We start from the raw sequence: 22,026 nt of genomic DNA on the forward strand, positions 1-22,026 counted from the left end.
TCGCACCGCTCCGCCCGGTGCGGCCGGAGCGGTGCGACCCGGCGCCGGGTTCACCCCCGGTCGGTCGGCCAGCCGTCCACGGTGGTGAGGGAGCGGTGGTACGGGCCGTCGGGCCCGGTGCTGCGGTAGTCCTCGACGGAGCCGCCGGTGCGGACGGTGCTGTCGCCGTCGTGCCGGTGGGCGGTCGGGCGCAGGGTGTGGTCGACGCCGGAACGCTCGGTGGTCCGGCCGCCGACCGTGCCGGTGGTGTCCCGGTGATAGCCGAGGTTCATGGTGGTGACCTGGTCGCTCGCGCCGGCCGCGTCGTGGGTGACGCGGTAGTCGACGTCCAGCGGCTCTCCCTCGTGCACGGTGGTGGTGCGCCGCGGCCCGTCGCCCCAGGTGCTGGTGGTGCGGGTCAGGTCGGTGCGGTTGCGCAGCGTCAGGTCGTTGCCGCTGTCCCGGAACCGCTGGGTGGAGCCGAAGACGAGGGTGTCGCGGACCTCGGTGGTGACCCGGCCGTGCGAGGTCTGTACCCAGCCGCGGGCCCGGTCGTGCCGGCCCGCGGTGACGGACCAGTCGCCGCTGCCGCCGCCGTGGTCGGTCAGCGCGGTGGAGACGGCGGCCTCCGGGGCGACCGCGTGGTCGGTGAGCGCCCCGGTGGTGCGGGCGGCGCCGTGGTCGACCTCGGCGAACAGGTTGACCTGGCCCGTCCAGACGTCGTTGCCCTGGGCCTCGGCCGCGTTGACGGTGATGCCGACGGCGTGCGGGCGGCCGTCCAGCAGCAGGCCGACGTACGGGGTGAGGTCGAGCCGGTAGGCGGGCAGGTCGAAGGCGAAGATACCGGGGGTGGGCCGCCAGAGCAGCGGGTCCCAGCCGCCGGTGTAGATCACGGGGTACGGCCAGACCGCGCCGGCCACCCGGCCGTCCACGGTCAGCCGCAGCTCGCGGAACGGGCCCTTGCCGCAGGCGCCCAGCCCGGGGTTCGCGCCGACGAACGCGTCGGGCGCGGAGGCGTACGCGAACTCCTCGCAGGCGCCGCCGCCCCGGGCGTACACCTCGGCGGTCAGGCGTTCCAGGTTCGGCGGGAAGGCGAGGTCGCGGGTGGCGGTCGGGGCGGCCTGGGTGAGCCCGAACGGCCCGGTGGTGAGCAGCCGGTCGGCGGTGCGGGCGGCGGGCCACCGGGCGGAGGTGGTGTAGAAGGTGAGCTCGGCGGTGATCCGGAAGACGCCGGTGTAGGTGGCGTCGGTGACGTTGGCGAGGTCGAAGGCGAACGGTTGCGGGCCGCCGGCGAACAGCGGCGCGTACCGGGTGACGTCCCGTTCGACCGTCCATCCGATGCCGTCGGCGGAGGGCTCGGGGGTGGAGGAGAGCAGGACCTCCACGCCGCCGATCCGGACGGTGAACAGCCGGTCGAACTGCCGCCCGGCGACCTGCCCGTGCAGGGTCAGCACGACCGCCGACCAGGGTCCGGCGCAGGCGGCGGGCGGAGTGACGGTGGCGGTGTACGGGGTGTCGGGCGGGTTGCCGTAGCCGTCCCGGAACGGCTGGTCGTGCATCGCCTCGACGGTGCAGGCGCGGGTGTCCGGCCGGGTGAGCGGCTTCGCGGCGATGAGCGGGTCGTGGTAGTCGGTGCCGAAGTCGGCGTGCGCGGGGCCGGCGGCGGTCAGCGCGCCGGTGAGGGCGAGGACGACGGCGCCGAGCAGGCGGGCGGCCCGGCGGGCCGGGCCGCCGGGCCTCGGCCCGCGGCGGATCAGCGGGGGTACGGCCAAGGGTCTTCCTCTCCTCGGCCCGGACGGGCGGTCCGGGTGGCGCCCCCGACAATGGCATGTCATCGTCAATCGGTGAAGAGGGGGCGGCCGGCGGGACGGTTCGGCCCGGCGGCGCCGGTCCGCCGGCGGCCCTCCGCTCCGCCGGAACGGGAGGGCCGACCGCTCAGCCGGCCGGCCGGGCCCGGATCGCGGCGACCAGTTCGCCGACGCCCCGCTCCCTGAGCACGCCGTAGTGGTCGCCGCTCAGTTCGACGACGACCGGCGGCGCGGCCGAGTACCCCGAACTCCCCTCGATGAAGGAGTAGTCGTCACCGGCGGCCTTGACGATGGTCACCGGCGCGTCCAGCCGCCGCTGCGCGAGTTCGCCGAAGCTGTAGTCGAACTCGTAGGTCTCCCCGACGATCCGGGCGATCCGGCGGATCAACTCCTCGCCCAGCTCCGGCAGCAGGCGGTGCACGAAGGCCGTGAAGCCGTCCTCGTCGTGCGCCTCGGCCAGGCAGGCCTCCAGGTCGGGCCCGCGGACCGAGCCGGCGAACACCGAGTAGAGGATCGCCACGTAGGCCGGGTCGCGGTACGAGGCCTCGCGTCCGTGCCGCTCGCCGCCGCCGCGCCGCAGCTCCGGGTTGCCGGGGCAGATCAGCAGCAGGTCCGCGACCCGCTCGCCGGCCTGCTCCAGCTGCCAGGCCGTCTCGAAGGCGACCCGGGCGCCGAAGGAGTAGCCCCACAGGGTGTAGGGGCCCTCCGGCCGCACCCGGCGGATCTCGGCGAGGTCGGCCGCGGCCATCTCCCGGATCGTCGGGTACGGCGTCTCACCGGCGTTGATGCCGTGCGCCTGGATGCCGTAGAACGGGCGGCCCACGGTGCTCCCGAGCAGCCGCAGGTTCATCGGGTAGCCGCCGAGCCCCGGCCAGCAGAACACCGGGTCGCCGGTGCCCGCGCGGTGCAGCGGCACCAGCCGCGAGCCGGGCTCACCGGTGTCCTCGTCGATCCGGGAGGCCAGGTCGGCCAGCCTCGGGCTCTCGAAGAGGACCTGCAGCGGCAGCCGGGTGCCGAACTCCCGGTTCAGCCGGTTGATCAGCGCCACGGCGATCAGCGAGTTGCCGCCGACGGCGAAGAAGTCGTCCCGCACCGAGACCTCCTGGTACCTCAGCGCCCCGCCCCAGGCGGCCGCGAGCCGGTGCTCGGTCGGCGTCGACGGCGCGACCTTCGGCCCGCCCGCGTCGGCCGTCCGGACCGCCGCACCGGCGGCCAGCGCCTTCGCGTCGACCTTGCCGTTGGCGGTCAGCGGCAGCTCGTCCAGGACGAGCACCCGGTTGGGGAGCATGTAGTCGGGCAGGACGGCGGCCAGTTCGTCCCGGACGATCTCGGCCGGACCCTTCATGTGGACGGCGTCCTCGATCATGCCCTCGCTGCGGATCTGCTCCTCGCTCACCTTCCCGCCGAGGAAGAAGTACGACGGGCCCGGCGCGATCCCGCAGGAGGCCAGCACCGCGTCGATCCGCCGGGCGGACGGCAGCGGGTGCCCGGTCTTCGAGCTGTAGCCGGAGGACATGAACCCGAGGCCGAGGGCGAGGCCGCCCCGCTGGAGCCGGTGCAGGGCCGTGCCGAGACCGAGGTACTCCAGCCACGGCTCCTCGGCCCGGCCGACGGCGGTGATGCCGAAGCCGGCCCGCTCGTACACCTGCTGGTTGATCGCGATCACGTCCCGCGACCGCACCAGCTCGTCCGAGATCCGCGCCAACCCGCCGTCCGTCCAGCGGTACTGGCCGGCGGCCAGGCCCTCGACGCCACCGGGGTGGGCCTGGACGTAGTACTCGGTGCGGTCCGCCGCCGGCCGGCCGTCGGCGGGCACGATCGCGAAGGTGCCGAGGTAGTGGTCCTCCTCGGCCACGTCCAGCCCGGCCCGGACGGACGGCAGCAGGCCGACCGGCCGGACGGCCAGCCCGTGGGCGGGCAGCACCTCCTCGAACACGCCCAGCATGTGACCCGCCTCGAACTCCAGCACCTCCAGGATGTTGTTCCGGTAGACGGGCGCGATCGCGCGCCGCTTGCCGAGGAAGTGGACGGTGAGGCCCGGGCCCCCGGTGCCCTCGCCGACCCGGACCAGGGTGTGCTCGACCGGGTGGTAGTAGTACACGCCGGCGTCGAGGCCGCCGGTCCCGCCGGTCTCCAGGTACAGCTGGGTGGCGTACAGCGCGCCCGGGGAGGCGTACGCGTACTTCGGCAGCAGCCGCTCCGCGCTGTGGAACTGGCCGAACCACCGCAGGATCACGCCCAGTTCGGCGAGGTCCGGCTCGCCGGTGCGCGGCGCGACGGGGCCCGCCGGGGCGGCCGGCGGTGCGAGCAGCGCCAGCAGGTCGTCGCGGGTGACCCGGCCGCCCTCGTAGAAGCGGTAGGTCTTGCGGGCGAAGGTCTCGCGCCGCTGCCGCTCGCTCTCCCGCCCGCCGGGCAGCGCCACCACCGGCCGGCCGGCCAGTTCGGCGGCGTCCCGCACCCCGGGGTCGGACAGCTGCGCCCGGACCTGGAGCCGGCTCGCCTTGGACCGGTGGTGCCCGCCGTGGCTGCCCTGGTCCATCAGGGCCGCCTCCTTGGGGTTCAGTTCGACGCAGGCCACCAGGTTCCGGTGGCCCGTCCGGGGGTCGTCGGTGACGATCGCCGCCGCCCGGCGGACCCAGGTGTGCTCCTCGATGGCGAGCGCGATCTCGTCCAGCTCGACCCGGTAGCCCCGCAGCTTGACCTGGTTGTCCACCCGGCCGGCGCACTGGAGCGTGCCGTCCGGGTTCCCGTGGGCGAGGTCCCCGGTGCGGTACAGCCGCTCGCCCGGGAGGTGGGGCGAGGCGACGAAGCGCTCCGCCGTCAGGTCGGGCCGGTTCAGGTAGCCGCGGGCGAGCTGGACACCGCTCAGGTAGAGCTCGCCGGTGGCGCCGGGCTCCACCGGCGCCAGGTCCCCGTCGAGCACGAAGCAGTGGGTGCGGTCGACCGGCACGCCGATCGGCACCGACCCGGCGTCCTCACCCACGGCGGCGGGGTCGACGAGGTGGGCGGTCGCGTTGATGGTGCACTCGGTCGGCCCGTAGAGGTTGACCAGCGCGGCCTGCGGCAGCTCGGCGGTGAGCGCCCGGGCGAGCCGGCGCGAGAGCGCCTCGCCGCCCGAGTACAGCCGCCGCAGCGTGCCGCAGTCGCCCAGCCGCTCGGTGTCCAGCAGCGCCTGGAGCAGGGTGGGCACGCACTGCAGCGTGGTCACCCCGTACTCCCGGACGGTGTCGATCAGGGCTTCCGGGTCCCGGTAGACGCCGGGGGCGCCGAGCACGACCCGCGCGCCGCCGGCCGGTGCCAGGATCTCCCACTGCGCCGCGTCGAAGCTCATCGGCGTCTTCTGCAGCACGGCGGCGTCCGGCCCGAGGTGGCCGCCGGCGACCAGCCAGCGCAGCTGGGACACGATGCTCCGGTGCTCGATCATCACGCCCTTGGGGCGGCCGGTACTGCCGGAGGTGTAGATGACGTAGGCGAGCGACTCCGGCCGGGGGCTCGCCGGGCCCCGGCTCTGGTGCGGGAACGGGGGCGCGCCGTCGGCTCCGGCCGCGCCGGGTGTCCCGGGCGCCGGGTCCGGGCCGGCGGGGACGAGGATCCGGGTGCTCGGCGGGACGAGTCCGGCCAGCCGGGCGCGCAGGTGCTCCTGGGTGACGATCACCCCGGTCCGGCTGTCCTCGATCATGTAGCGGATCCGGTCCTCGGGGTACTCCGGGGACAGCGGCAGATAGGCGGCGCCGGCGTAGAGGATGCCCCAGGCGCCCACCATCAGCTCCGGCGAGGGGTCGACGTAGAGGCCGACGCAGTCGTCGGCCGCCACGCCGAGCTGGTGCAGGTGGGCGCCCAGGCCGGCGGCGGCGGCGCGGAGGTCCCGGAAGCTGAGGTGTGCGCCGCGGCCGGTCACGGCGACGGCGTCCGGCCGCTCGGCCACCTGCCGGTCGAGCAGGTCGGGCAGGCAGCGGGCGCGGCGGGTGTCGTGGAGGGTGAGCTGCGCGGACTGTGCGGACATGTGGGTTCCCCATCGGCTGGCGAGGACGGATGACGTCGCCCGTCGAGACGGGCGTGTCATCCAAGCTCCGCCACCCGGTGTCCCGGCCGCCTGGGGCACCGGCCGTCTCTTCCGCCCGGCCGCCGTCCGGCCGCGCCCGGGCCATGTCCCGGGCGTCGCGCCCCGGCCCGGGACCGGCGGCCCGCCGGCGGGTGCTCGGTCAGCCCGGTCCGTCGCCGTGGCCCACCGGGTCCGGTACCGCGTCCAGCAGGGCGGCGCCGTTGTTGCGGACGCTGTTGACGGTGGTGGAGACCGCCCGGACCGCGAGTTCGTCCCCGGCCGGGGTGTGCAGGAGCCGCCGGAGCTCCACCGGGTCGTCGTGCTCCGGGTCGAGCCAGGCGTCCAGGTCGGCCGGGCCGATGGTGAGCGGCATCCGGTCGTGGACGCGGCCGGCCGCGTCGGTGGCGTCGGTGGTGATGATCGTGGCGGTGGTGAGCCAGGCCGCCGGGTCGTCCTCGGGCAGCGAGCGGTCCCGCCAGAACTCGTACAGCCCGGCCATCACCAGCGGGCCGCCGGCGCGGGGGTGGAGGTAGTAGGGCTGCTTGTAGGCCTTGCGGCCCTCGGCGGCGGGCACCCGCACCCACTCGTAGTAGCCGTCGGCGGGCAGGACGCAGCGGCGCTTGGCGAAGGCGGAGCGGAAGGCGGGCTTCTCGTGCACCGTCTCGGCCCGGGCGTTGATCAGCCTGGCGCCCGTGGCCGGGTCCTTGGACCAGGAGGGGACCAGGCCCCACCGCACCGGGCGGAGCCGGCGGGCGAGTTCGCCGGTCTCGCGGTCGGCCCGTTCCAGCACCGTCCACACCGGGTCCGTGGGGGCGACGTTCCAGCTCGGCGCGAGGGTCTCGGCCGGGTTCCAGCCGGTCACCCCGAGCAGGCCGAGCAGGTCCTGGGGCGTGGTGGTGGAGACGAATCGGCCGCACATGGGCGCCACTCTGCCACCACCGGGCCGCCGGGGCCACAGGCGCGGGCCCGGCCGGAGGCGGTGTCAACCCGGGGCCGGCGCCCGGGCGCAGGGCCGTCCGGGCGTCCGGCGGGCCCGGTCCCGGCGACGGCGGCGCCGCCCGCGCCGGGTGCGGGCAAGTGGGCGCCGCGCCGGGTGGCGGCTCAGTGGCGGGCCGGGCGCCACATGGTGGAGACGGTGTGGCCGGACGGGACGGTGATCCGGTCGAGTTCGGTGAAGCCCGCCCGGGCGTAGCGCTCGTTGTTGGCGGGGTTGCAGGACTCCAGGTAGGCGGCCGCGCCGAGGGCGTCGATCCGGGCCAGGTTCTCGGCGAGCAGGCCCATGCCGAGGCCGTGGCCGCGGTGGTCGCCGTGGGTGGCCAGCAGGCTCAGGAAGAAGTGCGGTTCGCTTCTCGGGTGGGCCGCTTCGAGGTCCGCGAGGATCGCGAGCAGGCCGTCGGCGGTGGCCCGGTCGGTGATGCCGACCAGGAAGTCCTCCAGGCCCTCCTCTTCGTCGGGGCTGAGGTCGTTGCCGCCGGGCGGGATCCACAGCGCGGCGGACTCCACGTTCGGCGTCACCAGGGTCCAGGGGTAGCGCAGGGCGGAGGTGGCGAACAGGCGCCACATCGCGGAGGCCTGGGCCGCCCGTCGCTCGCGGTCGGGGAACGCCGGGCCCCAGAGCGGGTCGTCGAAGAACGCGGAGGTCAGGGTGGCGACGATCGCGTCGACGTCGGCGGAGGTCGCGGTGCGGGCGGTCACGGGTGCGGTCGGTCGGTTCAAGACGCCACCTTCGGGAGGCCGGGAGAGGGTGATCGTCAGCGTACGACGGTGCCGGGGGCGCCGGGCGGGACGGGACGCGCGGACGGGCGCCGTCCCCCCGCGCGGTGCGGGGGGACGGCGCCCGGGGGGCCGGTGCGGGCTCAGCCGAGCCGGCGGGTGAGCGGCGCGTCGGCGCGGGTGAACAGGACGGCCAGCAGTCCGGCGAACAGCGGGACGGCGACGGTGGTGAGCCCGATGTTCGCCCAGGGCACCACGATCGTGCTGCTGCCCGCCTGGTTGGCGACGTCACGGGCCATCAGCAGGGCGACCGCCGGGACGAAGCCGTTGATCGTGCCGAGGGCCGCGCCCAGGACGGCGATCAGCGCGCACTGGATGCCGGAGAGGGTCCGGCGGATCCCCGGCGGCGCGCCGACCGCGGCGAGGGTCGCCTGGTCGCGCCGGGAGTCGGCGGCGGCGAGGCCGGTGGCGATGCACGCGGCGCCGAGCACGACCAGGGCGGCGAAGCCGGTGAGGGCGATGGTCGGTACGTCGCTCTTCGGCTGGAACCCGCGCTCCACGTCCAGCAGGGCGCTCGGCAGGATGCGGTCGGCGGTGGCCGCGGCCCGCTGCGTCGCCTTGCGGTCCGGCGCGGTGGACGGCAGCCAGACCGAGCCACTGGGCTTCGTCGTGAGACCCAGTCCGGTGATCGTCCGGGTGCCGATGACGCCGGCCCCGTACCGGGCGGCGGTCGGGTTCTCGACCACGACGGCGTCGACGGGGATCTCCCGGATCTCCTGCGCCGGGGCGGCACCCGGCTGCGGCGGGGCGGTGAAGCCACCCGTCAGCTGGAGCACGAGCTTGTCGCCGCTGAGCAGGGAGCGGTCGAAGACCACGGCCTTGCCGGCGGCCAGCGCCTGCTCGGCGGCCGGGTCGCGGACGGCGAAGGCGTTGTGCAGGACGGTCGCGTCGCCGACGACGAGGGCCCGGGAGCCGAAGCCGACCCCGCCCTTGACGGTGACGTTGCTGGAGCACTCCGCGCACCACGAGTAGACCGCGGTGCCGAGATCGGCGCGTTCCCCGAGCTCGGGCAGGTCCTGCTCGATGGCCGCACGTACCTGGGGGAGCAGCGGGCTGTCGGTGAGCACGCCGAGCGAGACGGAGTTGACCGGGCTGTGCGGCCGGTAGGAGGCGGCGTCCATGACGTCGCTGCTCGCGGTGTAGAGGCCGATCGCCACCGAGCCGGCGACGGCGGCCATCACGGCCGCGATGGCCGGGGCGGTGCGGCCGCGGTGGCGGGCCGAGTCGCGCAGGGCGAGCCGGCCGCCGAGCGGCAGGAACCGGGCGAGCCGGCCGCAGAGGGCGATCAGTACCGGGGTGAGGGCGAGCAGGCCGAGTTCGGCGGTGGCCGAACCCGCGAGCACCATCAGGGTCATCTTGTCCAGGCCGGCGAAGACCGGGATGCCCCGGCCGGTGCCGTCGTTGGTCCCGACGGCGAGCAGCGCGACGGCCGCGCCGGAGACGAAGAGCACGATGCCGGCGGCGGTGGTCCAGCGGCTCGGCGGCTTGACGGTGTCACGGCCGGTGAGGCCGGCGGTGACGCTCTGCCGGGCGGCCTGGAGGGCGGGCAGCGCGGCCGCGAGCAGCGCGGTGACCACGCCGACGACCGCGATGGCGAGCAGGTCGGGCGCCTGGACGCCGAAGTGGCCGAACCGGCTGCCACCGGTCTCCTCGATCCACGACCGGGTCAGGGCCACCAGGCCGGTCCCGAGCACCACGCCGGTGACCGCGCCGACCGCGCCGAGCACCAGGCCCGAGCCGAGGACGACGGAGGCGATGTGGCCGCGGTCGCCGCCGCTCGCGCCGATCAGGGCGAGCTGCCGGCGCGACCTCCGGGCGCCGACGGCGAAGGCGGGCCCGGCGAGCAGGGCGACCTCCAGCAGGGCCATGCCCGCGACGGTGCCGACCACCACGGTCTTGTCGGAGCGCAGCGGGCTGCTGGAGCCGAACTCCAGCCGCTGGTACGTGATCTGGGACTCGGACGGCGGGTCGAGCGCCACCGCGCGGGAGGTCGCGGTGAAGCCGTACCGGTTCAGCTTCTTGACGCCCTCCCAGTCGAGGGTCGCCCCGGCGGGCAGCTTCAGCAGCCAGGCCGGCTTGCCCGGGGTCGAGCGGTCGCCCGCCCCGGTCGGGGGCTTGGCGGCGGCCGGCGCGGCCGCGGCCAGCGGGGCGAGGACCTCGCCGGGGCGGCCGACGAACTCGACCTTGGCGAGGTCGTCGGGGTGCTCCACGACGCCGGTCAGGGTGAACGGCGTCTTCTCCAGCCCCTTGAGGGTGGTGGTCTGACCGAGGTGCAGGCCGGACTCGGTGAGGAACTCCCGGGTGACGGCCGCCTCGTGCGCGGCGTTCGGGGTGCGGCCCTCGACCAGGTCGAGCCGGCCCTTCCAGACCGGATCGGTGAGGTCGGCCTCGGCGGTCTCGGTCCGGACCAGGCCGTTGGGCGAGCCGGCGCTGGCGTTGAGACCGGCGGCGGCCGGCAGCAGGGTCGAGCCGGGCAGCAGCTCCTTCAGCAGCGCGGCCGGGTCGGCGCCGGCGCTGCGGGTCTGCTCCGGGGTCGGTCCCTGGTTGGCCCGGACGCCGATCGCGAGCGCGCCGTCCTCGGCGAACGGGCGCTGCTGGACGGTGCTGCCGAGCTCGTAGGCGGTGACGAGCGCGTCGGCCCCGCCGGCCAGCCGTTCGATCCGCTCCACCGGGGCGAGCTGGCCGCTGCGGTAGACGATGTCGGCGCCGGCCACGCCGAGCACGGGCAGCGAGATCATGGCGATGACGAGGGCGCTGCGGCCCTTGGCACGCAGGGCGTCGCGGCGGGCGATCCGCAGCGCGACCTTCAGTGGTCCGAGCTTCATCCGGTGGCCTCGATCCGGTTCCCGTGGCGGGCGGCCATGGTCTGCAGGCCCTCGACGCTGCGGCCGAAGCCCTCGTCGACGATCAGCCCGTCACGGAGGAAGACGACGCGGTCGGCCCAGCTGGCGTGCCGGGGTTCGTGGGTGACCATCATCGCGGCGGCGCCGGCGTCGCAGCGGGCCCGCAGGACGCCCAGGACGGCTTCGCCGTTGGCGGAGTCGAGGGCGCCGGTGGGCTCGTCGGCGAGGACGAGGCGGCGCTCGCCGACCAGGGCGCGGGCGATGGCCACGCGCTGCTGCTGGCCGCCGGACATGTCGTCGGGGTAGCGGCCGGCCAGCTCGGGGATGCCGAGTTCCTCCAGTGCGGCCAGTGCCTCACGGCGCGTCACCCGGCCGGAGACGCCGTCGAGTTCGCGCGGCAGCGCGATGTTCTCGGCGGCGGTGAGGGCCGGGATCAGGTTGTAGTCCTGGAACACGTAGCCGATCGAGCGCCGCCGGGCCGCGGCGAGCTTCTTGCGGCTCAGGCCGCCGAGTGCGACGCCCTCGACCAGGACCTGGCCGGTGGTGGGGGTGTCCAGGCCGCCGGCGAGGGTGAGCAGGGTCGACTTGCCGGAGCCGGACGGGCCCATCACGGCGACGAACTCGCCGGCCTGCACCTTGAGGTCCACGCCGCGCAGCGCGTGCACCTCGGCCGCGCCGCGGCCGTGCACCCGGGTGACGTTGTCCAGGTGCAGCACCGGGGCGGCGCCGTTCCTGGACGGACTGGTTTCGAACATGGGTCCCCCTTTGAGACAGGGCATCAGGAAGCCTTCGGCGGGTGGGGCGGGGCGCCTCCGGCCGGACCGGCTTTGCATACCCCGTATGTATATCGCACCTGCCGAGCAAAAGTATATGCAGGTTGCCGACATATCTTGTCCGCTGGACGGTCACGATTCTGTCCGGGCCCGGTCCGACCGCCGGCGGGGCGTCCGCGACCGCCCCGCCGGACCGCCCTGCCGGACCGGGCGGGACGGCTCGCGCCGCCGGGGGAGCGAGGCGACAGGAGGAGGCAGCAGGAGCAGGAGGGGCAGCCACCATTCGGGCCGGCGGTCGTCAAGGTGCCGTCAAGGAAGGCCTGTTGTGCGTACGCCCCGCGTCAAGGCCGGCCCCGGCCGGGGCGGACGGGGCTCCACTGGAGCTGCGGGCCCGCACCCCGGCGGCCCGCCGGTACTTCGGAAGGAACGTCCACCATGAGCGACACCCAGATCCTCTTCGGCCACCCCGGCGCCACCGCGGGCACCGCCGTGCGGCGCCCGCTCGCCGTCGTCGAACGCGACGCCGTGCCGCCGCGCCGCCGCGGCCCGGCCCCGGCGCCCGACGTCCTGGCCGGGGCGGACGGGGAGGGCGACGAGCCGTCCGGGGCGGCCGTCCGGCAGTGGCGCGGCCGGACGGCGCACTGCCGGATCGCCCTGCAGTACCTCGACTGACGCCGCCCGCGCCGGGCGGGACACCGCCGGCGCCCCGCCCGCCCCGCCCCCGCCCGCAGGAGCCGCCGCCATGACCGTCCTTCCCGCCCCCGTCCCCGCTCCCGCCCCCGTCCCCGCTGCCGTCCCCGCGCCGGAGGCGGCGGCGCCCGTACCGGCGGGGGCCGCCGAGCCGCTCGGCGGCCCGTGGCCGGCCTCGGCGCACGCCGCCCCCGATGGGGACCTGCTGGTCGGCGGGGTCGGCCTGGCCGAGGCCGCCGACCGGTTCGGCACCCCGCTGTACGTCCTGGACGAGGACGAGGTGCGGGCCCGCGCCCGCGCCTACCGGCAGGCCCTGCCGCACGCCGACGTGCTCTACGCGGCCAAGGCCTTCCTGTGCGGCGCGATGGCCGACTGGGTCGGCGAGGAGGGCCTCGGCCTGGACGTCTGCTCCTCCGGGGAGCTCTCGCTGGCCGCCGCGGCCGGGTTCCCGGCGCAGCGGATCCTGCTGCACGGCAACGCCAAGACGCCGGAGGAGCTCCGGCTCGCCCGGCGGCTGAGGGTCGGCCGGATCGTCATCGACGGACCGGGGGAGATCGCCCGGCTGGCGGCCCTGGTGGCCGCGGACACCCCGCAGCGGGTGCTGGTCCGGGTGGTTCCGGGCATCGCCGCCGGCCACCACGAGGCGGTGCGCACGGGCGTCGGCGGCCAGAAGTTCGGCCTCCCGATCGAGGGCGGGGACGCGGCCGACGCGATCGCCCGGGTGCTGGCCCAGCCCGGCCTCGACCTGGTCGGCCTGCACTGCCACCTGGGCTCCCAGATCACCGGGGTCGAGCCCTACCTCGCCGCCGTGGACACGGTGGTGGCCTTCCTGGCGGAGCTGCGCGAGCGGCACGGCGTCGAGCTGCCCGAACTGGACCTCGGCGGCGGCCACGGCATCCGCTACCTGCCGGGGGACGACGCCTTCGACCTCGCCGACTTCGCCGCCCGGGTGCCGCGCAGGCTCGCCGAGCGCTGCGCCGGGGCCGGGCTCGCGGTGCCGCGCCTGGTGATCGAGCCCGGCCGGGCCGTCGCCGGGCCGGCCGGGGTGGCGCTCTACCGGGTGCTGTCGGTCAAGCACGGCGCGGACCGCCGGGTCTTCGCCGCCGTCGACGGCGGCATGAGCGACAACCCGCGGCCCGCGCTCTACGGCTCCCCGTACACCGCGCGGCTGGTCGGCCGGCGCTCCGACGCCCCGGCGGCCCGCGTGGACGTGGTCGGGCGGCACTGCGAGGCCGGCGACGTGCTGGTGCGGGGCGCCGGCCTGCCGGCCGACCTGCGGGCGGGGGACCTGCTGGCCGTCCCGGCGGCCGGCGCCTACCAGTTCTCGATGGCCTCCGGCTACAACCTGGTCGGGCGCCCGGCCGTCGCCGCCGTCCGGGACGGCCGGGCCCGCCTGCTGATCCGCCGTGAGACGGTCGAGGACTTCCGGGCCCGCGAGGTCGGCCGCTGACCGGCGCCGCCCGGGGCGGGCGCGAACTCCCCCTAGGCCCGGTGCACGACCTCCCCGCCGACGACGCTCAGCTCGACGCGCGCCTCCGGGATCGCCTTCGGGTCGACGGCGAACAGGTCCTCGGAGAGCAGGACGAGGTCGGCGAGCTTGCCGGGGGTGAGCGAGCCGAGGCGGTCGTCCAGGAAGTTGGCGTAGGCACTGCCGAGGGTGTAGCCGCGCAGCGCGGTGGCCAGCGAGACGGTCTCGCCCTCCATCCACGGCTCCCCGCCGGCCAGGCCCCGGCGGGTGACGGCGGTGTAGAGGCCGACCAGCGGGTCCATCTCGGCGACGTTCCAGTCGCTGGAGAAGGCGAGCGTCGCCCCGGCCTCCTGGAGGCTGCGCATCGGCCAGGCCTTGGACCAGCGGCCCTCGCCCACCGCCTCGGCCCAGTCCTTGCCGGGGCCGGCGATGTCGGGGGAGCAGTGCCGGGGCTGCATGCAGGCGACCACGCCCAGCTCGGCGAAGCGGGAGACGTCGGCCGGGTCGAGGCACTCGACGTGGACCACCTGGTGGCGGGCGTCGCGCGGCCCGTTGACCCGGCGGGCGTGCTCGACGGCGTCCAGCACGGTACGGATGCCGCGGTCCCCGGTCGCGTGCACGAAGGCCTGGAAGCCGGCCGCGTCGAGCGAGGTCAGGAGCTCGGCGAACTCCTCGGCGGGGTAGAAGGTCTCGCCCCGGTGGCTGTGGTGGCCCGCGTAGGGCTCCAGCAGCGCGGCGGTGTGCGGCTCGACCACGTCGTCGATGTACAGCTTCAGCGGGCCGACCCGGAAGCGGTCGCCGGTGTGGCGGCGGGCGGCCGCCGCGAACTCGGCGAGCTCCGCCGCGGTGGTGCCGCGCGGGTGGAACAGCGCGGCGACCAGGCGCGAGCGCAGCCGGCCCTCGGCGATGGCCCGCTCGAAGAGGGCGAGGTCGTCGAGCGAGTTCTGCGGTTCGACGACGGTGGTGATGCCGTAGCGGGCGGCCAGGTCGAGGCTGGCGGCGAGCCGCCCGTACTGCCGCTCGGGGTCGGCCCACGGCACCCCGGCGGCGCGCAGCGCGCGGTGCCCGTCGCGGGAGAGGCCGCGCACCGCGAAGTCGGTGAGGAACCCGGTGGGCTCGCCGGTCGCCGGGTCCTTCCGGACGGTGCCGAAGGCGAGTTCCCGGGTCTCGGCGGTGATGCCCAGGCGGCGCAGCGCGGCGGTGTTCAGCCAGGCGGTGTGCACGTCGTAGCTGAGGACCAGGGCCGGGTGGTCGCCGGTGTAGGGGTCGAGGTCGGCCGCGGTGGGCATCCGGCCGCCGGGGACGGCGGTGTAGTCGAAGGCCTCGGCCTCGATCCAGTCGGCGCCGGGGTTCCGCTCCAGCCACCGGCCGATCCGGCGGCCGATCTCGGGCAGGTCGGTGGCGCCGGCGAGTTGGACGCAGGCGGCGTCGGAGCCGAGCCGGACGTGGTTGTGGCTGTCGACGAAGCCGGGCACCAGCAGGCGCCCCCGGCCGTCGACGACCTCGGTGCCGGGCCCGGCCAGGGCCCGCCAGTCGTCGCCGTCGCCGACGTGGACGATCCGGCCGTCGCGGACGGCGACCGCCTCGGCGCGCGGCCGGCGGTCGTCCACGGTGTGGACGTGGGCGTTGTGGACGATCAGGTCGGCGGGGCGGTTCACGAGAACTCCGGAGCGGTGGCGGGAGCGGAAGCGGGGGTGCGGTCGGTGGCCGAGAGGCCGGCGGCGGCGCCGCGCGGGGCCTCGGCCTGGTCGGCCGGAAGGCTGAGCACCCAGTGGGTCGCGCTGCGCGGGCGCAGGTAGAGGAACCAGTAGAGGACCCCGACGAGCAGGACGGCGAGGGTGATCAGCAGGTCCCGGCCGGCCTGTTGGGTGAGCGCGTAGCCGAGCACCACGGTGGTGAGCACGGGCGCCACGGGCCAGAGCGGCATCCGCCAGGCGGGCGCGCCCCGGTGCCGGCCGCGCCGGGCGAGCAGCGCGGCGACGCCGAGCAGCAGGTAGATGACGGCGACCACGACCCCGGTGAAGCCGAGCAGCGCGTCGATCGGCACGGTCAGGGCGAGCACGGCGCCGGGCGCGCCGATCGCGAGGGTGGCGACCCACGGCGAGCCCCAGCGCGGGTGCAGGGTGCCGAGTGCCCGGTTGACCGGGTCGGGCCAGGTGCGGTCGCGGGCGGAGGCGTACAGCACCCGGCCGTTCTGGATCACCATGACGATGACGGCGTTGAGGATCGCGGCGGCGATGCAGAGGCTGACGAAGGTGCCCACCGTGCTGCCGGCCCAGGAGTCGACGATGGCGACCAGGTCACCGGCGGCCAACTGGTCGGGCGACGCGACCCCGAGGCAGATCGCCACCACCGGGACGGTGATCACCACGACCCCGGCCAGCAGCGACCAGAGCACCGTGCGGGCGACCGTGCGGCGCGGGTCGCGCAGGTCCTCCGAGAGGTAGACGGCGGTGCCGAAGCCGTTGTACGTGAACATCGCCACGGCCAGCCCGGACACCAGCAGTCCGAGGGTGAACGGTCCGGTGCCGCCCTGCCCGTCCGGGACGACGGCGTGCACCAGTGAGGAGACCGGCTGGTGGACGTGGGTGAAGCCGAGCACCGCGACGATGCCGGCGGCGAGCACTTCGAGTCCGAGGAAGATGCCGGTGATCAGCGCGTTGGACTTGATGTCCAGCACGCCGACCGCGACGGCCAGCGCCATCACGGCGGCGCCGGCGACCGCCGGGTCCAGCGAGAGCACCGAGCCGAGGTAGTCGGCGGTGCCGAGCGCGATGATCGGCGGGATGACCAGCAGCGAGACGATCGAGATCATGAAGACCAGCCAGCCGGCCAGTCGCCCGAGCACCTGGCCGACGATCGAGTACTCGCCGCCGGCGCTGGGCACCAGGGTGCCGAGTTCGGCGTAGCAGAGGCCGACGCCCAGCGAGAGCGCGGCGGCGATCAGCAGGCTGATCACGGCGCCGCTGCCCTGCGACATCAGCAGCGGGGGCACCACGATGAAGAGCGACGAGGCCGGGGTGACGCAGGACAGGGTGAGCAGGACCCCGCCGAAGACGCCCAGGGAGCGGGGGAGCGCCTCGACCGCGGGCCGGGGGGAGCCGGCGGGCTGCGGGGAACCGGCGGGCCGGGGGCCGTCGGCGGTCTGTGGGGGAGGGGAAGAGGCCATCGGGGGACCGGACTCTCTCACGGGGAAGGTGTCCGACCATTGAAAGGGTGGTGAAAAGAAAGCGTCAAGGGCTCACGACTGTCATTTCGCCCAGAGAATCGGCCCCATTCTGCGAATCATTTGCCAATCATCATTCAGGGCTGTCGAATGCCGGTTCGATGGGCAGATCGTAGGTGTAGGACTCCTTGACGATGTCGAGGTGCACCCAGGACTCCGAGCGCGTCACGCCGGGCAGTCCGCGGAGCGCCTCCAGACCGTGCAGCAGGGCCGGGCGGTCCGGGGCGTCCAGCCCGCAGACGAGGTCGAAGCGGCCGTAGCCCGAGGCCACGTAGTTGACGCCGGGCAGCGCGGCGGCGGCCTCCGCGACCTCGCGTGCCGGTCCGAGCACCCCCAGCCCCACCCCGGCGGCCTCCCGGACGCCGAGCGCCCGCGACTCCACCAGGCCGGTGACGTGCACCGCGCCGACCTCCAGCAGGCGCAGCACCCGGGCCCGGGTGGCCGGCTGGGAGAGGCCGATCCGGTCCGCCAGCGCCGCGAAGCTGGCCCGCCCGTCGGCCTGGAGGAGTCCGAGCAGCCGCCGGTCGGTCCCGTCCAGGGCGGGCAGCGCGCCGGTCCGCAGGTCCGGGCCGGACGGCGCGTACGCGTCCCGGACCAGCTCGGTGCAGCGGAACACCTCGACGCCGCGTACCCCGGGCACCGCCCGCAGTGCGGCGAACTCGCGCTCCAGCGCCGCGTCGTCGGCCACCCGGAGCTCGGCGATCACGCTCCGCCGCCCGGCGGTGCAGGAGACGAAGCTGGCCGCCCGCCGGCCGGCGGCCGCCACGGCCACCGGCCGGGCCGGGCCGGCCACGTCCAGGGAGGCGTGGGCGACGGTGGTGATCCCGGCGACGGCGGGCGGCACGATGCCGACGATCCGCACCTCGCCCCGGGTCAGCAGTCGCTGCACCCGGGCCCGCGCGGCCTCCCGGGAGATCTCCAGCAGTTCGGCGAGCCGCTGGTAGCTGACGCGGCCGTCGCGCTGGAGCTCCCGTACGAGGGCGGCGTCCGTGGTGTCGAGCACGAGGGGCTCCCGGGGGCGGCGGGGTGGCTGGTCCCGGCAATCTATCCGGCCGCGGCGGGGCCGGGCCGGCCGGGTCCGCGCGACTGCGCCGGGGGCGGAGGGTTACCGCAGGTGGGGCCCGTCGTTGTCCAGGCATGAGAAACGACCTCCAGGCCTTCGCCCTCGCAGGCGAAGAAACGATTCCTCATGAGCAGGCACCGATCTTCACGCACCTCGTCACCCTCTGGATCGGCTACGGGCGGACGGTGCCCGGCCACGTCGACCAGGAGTGGCACCGGCTGGTCCAGCCACCCCGGTTCGCCCCGCCGGCCCTCGGTGCCACCGGTCCCGCCGGAGAACCGGAATGACCGGCCGGGAGACTCCGCACGTCCCCCCGCAGCGCTCCGGCGCGGAGGCGACGGCCCTGGACCTCGACCTGCGGGCGGTCGTCTGTCCGGGCCTCACCGTCTGCGTGAAGGCCCGCCTGCGCTACGACGTGGCCGAGCCGTACGCGGTCTACCTGGACAGTCACGTCGACCGGGCGGAGCCGATCACCTGGATGTTCGCGCGCGAGCTACTGGCGGTGGGGACCACGCGGGAGGCGGGCATCGGCGACGTGTCGGTCCGCCCGGGCACCGGCGAGGACGCCGGTACCGTGCTGGTCGCGCTCGGCGGGGACGAGGGCAGTGTCGTGCTCCGGGCCCGGGCCGCCGAGGTCAGGGTCTTCCTCGGGCGCACCGACCGCCTGGTCCCGCCCGGCCGGGAGCACGAGTACCTCGACCTGGACGGGCTGGTGCGCCGGCTGCTCGACCACGGCAGGCCGGGGCCGTGACCGGGGGCGGCGGAAGGTGCCCGGCTGCCCGCGCGGGCGGGGCGGTGGACCGGAGGGGCGGCCGGGAGCGGTCGGCCGCGGCGGGCCGTCGGCGCGGAGCCGTCGGCGCGCGGGCGGTGCGCAGGGAGCGACCGGGCGGCGGAAGGCGAGGAGGCCGCCGCCCCGGGCGGGATCAGCGGGTCTTGGCGGGCGGCGTCGCGGCGGCCTGCTGCTCGTTCTTCTCCTTGATCCGCACGGCCTCCTTGCGGACGTCGGCCTGGACGGTGCGCTCGCGCTCCAGCCAGGTGGGGTTCTCGGTCTTCAGGGCCTCGATCTGCTCGGTGGTGAGCGCCTCGGTGACGCCGCCGCGGGCCAGGCCCGAGACGGAGACGCCGAGCTTGGCCGCGACGACCGGGCGGGGGTGCGGGCCGTTGCGCCGCAGCTCCTGGAGCCACGCGGGCGGGTCGGCCTGCAGGGTGTTGAGCTCCTCGCGGGAGACCACGCCCTCCTGGAACTCGGCGGGGGCGGCGTTGAGGTAGATGCCCAGCTTCTTGGCGGCCGTGGCCGGCTTCATGGTCTGGGTCGTCTTCGACTTGAGCGATGTCATGGTCACTAGGGTAAGCGAGTGAGTGGCGGCCCCGATCACGGTCGGTAGCCTTGCAGCGTGACAGAGATGCAGGCGAACCCCTCGTTCCGACTGGTGTACGTTCCGGGCGTGACGCCCGGTAAGTGGGTGCGCGTCTGGGAGGAGCGGCTGCCCGACGTCCCGCTCACCCTGGTCGCGGTACCGGTGGAGGAGGGCGCGGCGACGCTGCTGGCCGACGCCGCCGACGCGGGGCTGGTCCGGCTCCCGGTGGACCGGGACCGCCTCAGCGCGATCCCGCTCTACACCGAGGCCACGGTCGTCGTGTTCCCGAAGGACCACTGGCTGGCGGCGGCCGACGAGGTACCCCTCGCGGACCTCGCCGAGGAAGTGGTCTTCCACCCGCTGGACGACACCCTGGGCTGGGCGGAGCTGCCCGGCCGCCCGGCGATCGAGCGCCCGGCCACCACCGCGGACGCGATCGAACTGGTGGCGGCGGGGGTCGGCGTCCTGCTCGTCCCGCAGTCGCTCGCCCGCTTCCACCACCGCCGGGACCTCACCTTCCGGACGGTGTCGGACGCCCCCCAGTCGCAGGTCGCCCTGGCCTGGCAGCTGGACCGGACCACCGACCTGATCGAGGAGTTCATCGGGATCGTCCGCGGCCGGACGGTCAACAGCTCGCGCGGCCGGGGCCAGACGCCCCCCGCGGCCGAGCAGCCGAAGAAGGCCGCCGCCGGTGGCGGCCGTCCGCGCGCCGGTTCCGGCAAGCCCGCGGCCGCGGGCCGCTCCGGCGGCGGGAAGTCCGGCGGCGGCCGCCCCGCCGCGGGGAAGTCGGGCTCCGGCAAGGCCGGCGCGCCCCGCCGCGGCCGCCCCCGCCGCTCCTCCTGACCCGCCCGCCGGCCCCCGCCACGATGGACCGGGGGCCGGCGGCGGCGGGGTCGGGACGAACCCCGGCCGGGCCCGTGACGCCTCCGGCCGGCGGTCACCGCCCGCGCGGCGGTGCCGTCAGCCGGGCCGTCAGCTGGGCTGCCACAGTTCGATGCGGTTGCCCTCGGGGTCGGTGACCCAGCCGAACCGGCCGACGCCCGCCATGTCCTGGGTCTCCTCGGCCACGTCCGCGCCCTTGGCGCGGAGTTGCGCGAGCATCGCCGCCAGGTCGCGGACGCGGAAGTTGAGCATCGTCCGCTGCGCGGGGGAGCCGAAGTAGTCGGTTCCGGACTCGAAGGCCGCGAACACCGTCGGCCCGGCTTCCTGCTGCCACAGGCCGTGCTCGTCGGCGTCGAGACCGAGGCAATCGCGGTACCAGGCGCCCAGTGCCACCGGGTCGGTGGCCCGCATGAAGTACCCGCCCACTCCCAGCACACGTTCCATGCCGCCATCCTGCCAGGCCCGTCGATCCGGCGAGTGGCGCGGCGGGGCGGACCGGTGCGCTCCAAGGGTTGCGCTGGATACCCCCTGGGGGTATGAATGGAGCCATGCCCGATCGATACCCCTGGGGGGTATCGAACCACGGGCATCGCGACAGGCTCGTCGACCGCTCCGGAGGAAACCATGTCCTGCTGCTCCACCACCGGCACCTGCTCCACCGGTGCCACGACCGTCGCCACCATCGGCGCCGTGACCACGGTCTACGCGGTCACCGGCCTGACCTGCGGCCACTGCGAGCAGGCCGTCGGCCGGGCGGTGACGGGCCTGCCGGGCGTCACCGCCGTCGACGTGGACGTCGAGGCCGGCCTGGTCACCGTCGTGTCCGAGGCCGAGCCGGACGACGAGGTGCTGCGCGAGGCGATCGACGGCGCGGGCTACGCGCTGACCGGCCGGGTCTGACCGGCCCCGTACCCCCGAGGGGTATCAGCGGGGGCGGTCCCGCGAGGGTCCGCCCCGCAGCACCCGCAAGACGGTCGCGCCGAGGGCGCCACCGACGACGCACCACGAGGAGCCCAGATGACCACTCAGGCACCCGCCTCCACGGAGGTGGACCTCCGGATCGGCGGCATGACCTGCGCGTCCTGCGCGGCCCGGATCGAGACGAAGCTCAACCGGATGGAGGGGGTCGAGGCCACGGTCAACTACGCGACCGGGAAGGCCCGGGCGGTCGTGGCCGACGGCGTCCGGATCGCGGACCTGGTCGCCACCGTCGAGGCCACCGGCTACACCGCGGCCCTCCCGGCCCCCGACACCGCGCGGGCGCCGGCCGCGCGGCCGGAGGGGGCCGGTGCACAGGGGGCGGAGGCCGGTGCTGGACCGGACGAACTCGCCCCACTGCGGCAGCGGTTGGCCACCGCGCTCGCCCTGGCGGTGCCGGTGATCGCGATGGCCATGGTGCCGGCCCTGCAGTTCGACAACTGGCAGTGGCTCTCGCTCACCCTCGCGGCACCGGTCGTCACCTACGCGGCCTGGCCCTTCCACCGGGCCGCCTGGACCAACCTGAAGCACGGCGCCGCGACCATGGACACCCTGGTCTCGCTCGGCACGCTGGCCGCCTTCGGCTGGTCGCTCTGGGCCCTGTTCCTCGGGCACGCGGGGATGCCGGGCATGCGGCACGCCTTCGAGTTCAGCCTCGCCCGCGGTGACGGCTCGGCCGACATCTATTTGGAGGCGGCGGCCGGCATCGTCGCGTTCGTGCTGGCCGGCCGCTACTTCGAGGCGCGCGCCAAGCGGACCGCCGGCGCCGCGCTGACGGCGCTGCTGGAGCTGGGCGCCAAGGACGTCACCGTGCTGCGCGGCGGCGTCGAGGTCCGCCTCCCGATCGCCGAACTCGCCCCCGGGATGCGGTTCGTGGTGCGTCCGGGGGAGAAGATCGCGACGGACGGCACCGTGGTCGAGGGCTCCTCCGCGGTGGACGCCTCGATGCTCACCGGTGAGTCCGTCCCGGTCGAGGTCACCGTCGGCGACACCGTCACCGGCGCCACCCTCAACGCCGGCGGCCGCCTCGTCGTCGAAGCCACTCACGTCGGCGCCGACACCCAACTCGCCCGCATCGCCACCCTCGTCGAAGACGCCCAGAACGGCAAAGCCGCCGCCCAACGCCTCGCCGACCGCATCTCC

18 protein-coding genes are annotated in these 22,026 nt (G+C 75.6%); 7 read left to right on the plus strand and 11 right to left on the minus strand.

All coding sequences use genetic code 11. The features are described from left to right. Nucleotides 1-50 precede the first annotated feature (50 nt). From ACIF6L_RS28810 to ACIF6L_RS28835, 6 genes are all read right to left on the minus strand, one after another. The gene (locus ACIF6L_RS28810; protein ID WP_396489804.1) at nucleotides 51-1,751 is read right to left on the minus strand and encodes a peptide-N4-asparagine amidase; all 1,701 of its coding nucleotides are present in this window, start codon (nucleotides 1,749-1,751) and stop codon (nucleotides 51-53) included. A 163-nt stretch (nucleotides 1,752-1,914) separates the two neighbouring features. Then, nucleotides 1,915-5,790, minus strand: coding sequence for an amino acid adenylation domain-containing protein (locus ACIF6L_RS28815; RefSeq protein ID WP_396489806.1), 3,876 nt, complete (start codon nucleotides 5,788-5,790; stop codon nucleotides 1,915-1,917). A 199-nt stretch (nucleotides 5,791-5,989) separates the two neighbouring features. Continuing rightward, a complete protein-coding gene (locus tag ACIF6L_RS28820; protein WP_396489808.1) occupies nucleotides 5,990-6,748 on the minus strand; it encodes an SOS response-associated peptidase in 759 nt (252 codons plus the stop codon). Nucleotides 6,749-6,930: 182 nt separating this feature from the next. Then, nucleotides 6,931-7,545, minus strand: a complete 615-nt coding sequence (locus tag ACIF6L_RS28825; RefSeq protein ID WP_352290846.1) for a GNAT family N-acetyltransferase — start codon at nucleotides 7,543-7,545, stop codon at nucleotides 6,931-6,933. Between the two features lie 140 nt (nucleotides 7,546-7,685). Next, nucleotides 7,686-10,427, minus strand: a complete 2,742-nt coding sequence (locus ACIF6L_RS28830) for an FtsX-like permease family protein (RefSeq protein ID WP_396489810.1) — start codon at nucleotides 10,425-10,427, stop codon at nucleotides 7,686-7,688. Next, entirely contained in the window at nucleotides 10,424-11,200 is a 777-nt protein-coding gene (locus ACIF6L_RS28835) for an ABC transporter ATP-binding protein (protein WP_359810933.1), read from the minus strand. Before ACIF6L_RS28835 ends, ACIF6L_RS28830 begins: the two co-directional genes overlap by 4 nt. A 453-nt stretch (nucleotides 11,201-11,653) precedes the next feature. On the opposite strand from ACIF6L_RS28835, the gene ACIF6L_RS28840 reads away from it, so the two are divergent. Beyond that, nucleotides 11,654-11,890, plus strand: coding sequence for a hypothetical protein (locus tag ACIF6L_RS28840; RefSeq protein ID WP_396489812.1), 237 nt, complete (start codon nucleotides 11,654-11,656; stop codon nucleotides 11,888-11,890). A gap of 70 nt (nucleotides 11,891-11,960) precedes the next feature. After that, complete coding sequence (lysA, locus tag ACIF6L_RS28845; RefSeq protein ID WP_396489814.1) at nucleotides 11,961-13,358, plus strand: diaminopimelate decarboxylase; 1,398 nt, start codon at nucleotides 11,961-11,963, stop codon at nucleotides 13,356-13,358. 32 nt (nucleotides 13,359-13,390) lie between these two features. Here the strand turns inward: lysA and ACIF6L_RS28850 are convergent, their stop codons facing one another. The 3 genes from ACIF6L_RS28850 to ACIF6L_RS28860 form a co-directional block, all read right to left on the minus strand. Continuing rightward, nucleotides 13,391-15,034, minus strand: a complete 1,644-nt coding sequence (locus ACIF6L_RS28850) for an amidohydrolase (protein ID WP_396489816.1) — start codon at nucleotides 15,032-15,034, stop codon at nucleotides 13,391-13,393. Further along, nucleotides 15,031-16,545: an APC family permease gene (locus tag ACIF6L_RS28855; protein WP_396489818.1), complete on the minus strand. Its 1,515-nt coding sequence runs from the start codon at nucleotides 16,543-16,545 to the stop codon at nucleotides 15,031-15,033. The genes ACIF6L_RS28850 and ACIF6L_RS28855 overlap by 4 nt, the downstream gene beginning before the upstream one ends. A 130-nt stretch (nucleotides 16,546-16,675) precedes the next feature. After that, complete coding sequence (locus ACIF6L_RS28860; protein WP_396489819.1) at nucleotides 16,676-17,605, minus strand: Lrp/AsnC family transcriptional regulator; 930 nt, start codon at nucleotides 17,603-17,605, stop codon at nucleotides 16,676-16,678. A 134-nt stretch (nucleotides 17,606-17,739) separates the two neighbouring features. Here ACIF6L_RS28860 and ACIF6L_RS28865 point away from each other — a divergent pair, with 134 nt between their 5' ends. After that, nucleotides 17,740-17,952, plus strand: coding sequence for a hypothetical protein (locus ACIF6L_RS28865; protein WP_396489821.1), 213 nt, complete (start codon nucleotides 17,740-17,742; stop codon nucleotides 17,950-17,952). Further along, entirely contained in the window at nucleotides 17,949-18,416 is a 468-nt protein-coding gene (locus ACIF6L_RS28870; protein WP_396489823.1) for an SsgA family sporulation/cell division regulator, read from the plus strand. The genes ACIF6L_RS28865 and ACIF6L_RS28870 overlap by 4 nt, the downstream gene beginning before the upstream one ends. Nucleotides 18,417-18,588: 172 nt before the next feature. On the opposite strand, the gene ACIF6L_RS28875 is transcribed toward ACIF6L_RS28870, so the two are convergent. Continuing rightward, nucleotides 18,589-19,002 carry a DUF5997 family protein gene (locus ACIF6L_RS28875; protein ID WP_359810952.1) on the minus strand — a complete coding sequence of 138 codons (414 nt, stop codon included), beginning with the start codon at nucleotides 19,000-19,002 and terminating at the stop codon, nucleotides 18,589-18,591. A 57-nt stretch (nucleotides 19,003-19,059) separates the two neighbouring features. Between ACIF6L_RS28875 and ACIF6L_RS28880 the strand changes: the two genes are divergently transcribed. Continuing rightward, nucleotides 19,060-19,866, plus strand: a complete 807-nt coding sequence (locus ACIF6L_RS28880; protein WP_329486579.1) for a LysR substrate-binding domain-containing protein — start codon at nucleotides 19,060-19,062, stop codon at nucleotides 19,864-19,866. 129 nt (nucleotides 19,867-19,995) lie between these two features. Here the strand turns inward: ACIF6L_RS28880 and ACIF6L_RS28885 are convergent, their stop codons facing one another. Further along, entirely contained in the window at nucleotides 19,996-20,349 is a 354-nt protein-coding gene (locus tag ACIF6L_RS28885) for a VOC family protein (protein ID WP_352290856.1), read from the minus strand. 180 nt (nucleotides 20,350-20,529) lie between these two features. On the opposite strand from ACIF6L_RS28885, the gene ACIF6L_RS28890 reads away from it, so the two are divergent. Together ACIF6L_RS28890 and ACIF6L_RS28895 are read left to right on the plus strand one after the other, a co-directional pair. Then, a complete protein-coding gene (locus ACIF6L_RS28890; RefSeq protein ID WP_396489826.1) occupies nucleotides 20,530-20,805 on the plus strand; it encodes a heavy-metal-associated domain-containing protein in 276 nt (91 codons plus the stop codon). Between the two features lie 117 nt (nucleotides 20,806-20,922). Continuing rightward, the coding region (locus ACIF6L_RS28895) for a heavy metal translocating P-type ATPase (protein WP_396489828.1) at nucleotides 20,923-22,026 on the plus strand (1,104 nt) is incomplete at its 3' end.

This window comes from Kitasatospora sp. NPDC086009 (assembly GCF_044540385.1).
GTDB lineage: Bacteria > Actinomycetota > Actinomycetes > Streptomycetales > Streptomycetaceae > Kitasatospora.

What these genes read in the sequence shown, in the direction of transcription:
- ACIF6L_RS28815 (WP_396489806.1), bottom strand. Translation starts at nt 5,790, where the DNA reads ATGTCCGCACAGTCCGCGCAGCTCACCCTCCACGACACCCGCCGCGCC.
- ACIF6L_RS28820 (WP_396489808.1), bottom strand. Translation starts at nt 6,748, where the DNA reads ATGTGCGGCCGATTCGTCTCCACCACCACGCCCCAGGACCTGCTCGGC.
- ACIF6L_RS28830 (WP_396489810.1), bottom strand. Translation starts at nt 10,427, where the DNA reads ATGAAGCTCGGACCACTGAAGGTCGCGCTGCGGATCGCCCGCCGCGAC.
- ACIF6L_RS28835 (WP_359810933.1), bottom strand. Translation starts at nt 11,200, where the DNA reads ATGTTCGAAACCAGTCCGTCCAGGAACGGCGCCGCCCCGGTGCTGCAC.
- ACIF6L_RS28840 (WP_396489812.1), top strand. Translation starts at nt 11,654, where the DNA reads ATGAGCGACACCCAGATCCTCTTCGGCCACCCCGGCGCCACCGCGGGC.
- lysA (WP_396489814.1), top strand. Translation starts at nt 11,961, where the DNA reads ATGACCGTCCTTCCCGCCCCCGTCCCCGCTCCCGCCCCCGTCCCCGCT.
- ACIF6L_RS28855 (WP_396489818.1), bottom strand. Translation starts at nt 16,545, where the DNA reads ATGGCCTCTTCCCCTCCCCCACAGACCGCCGACGGCCCCCGGCCCGCC.
- ACIF6L_RS28865 (WP_396489821.1), top strand. Translation starts at nt 17,740, where the DNA reads ATGAGAAACGACCTCCAGGCCTTCGCCCTCGCAGGCGAAGAAACGATT.
- ACIF6L_RS28870 (WP_396489823.1), top strand. Translation starts at nt 17,949, where the DNA reads ATGACCGGCCGGGAGACTCCGCACGTCCCCCCGCAGCGCTCCGGCGCG.
- ACIF6L_RS28875 (WP_359810952.1), bottom strand. Translation starts at nt 19,002, where the DNA reads ATGACATCGCTCAAGTCGAAGACGACCCAGACCATGAAGCCGGCCACG.
- ACIF6L_RS28885 (WP_352290856.1), bottom strand. Translation starts at nt 20,349, where the DNA reads ATGGAACGTGTGCTGGGAGTGGGCGGGTACTTCATGCGGGCCACCGAC.
- ACIF6L_RS28890 (WP_396489826.1), top strand. Translation starts at nt 20,530, where the DNA reads ATGTCCTGCTGCTCCACCACCGGCACCTGCTCCACCGGTGCCACGACC.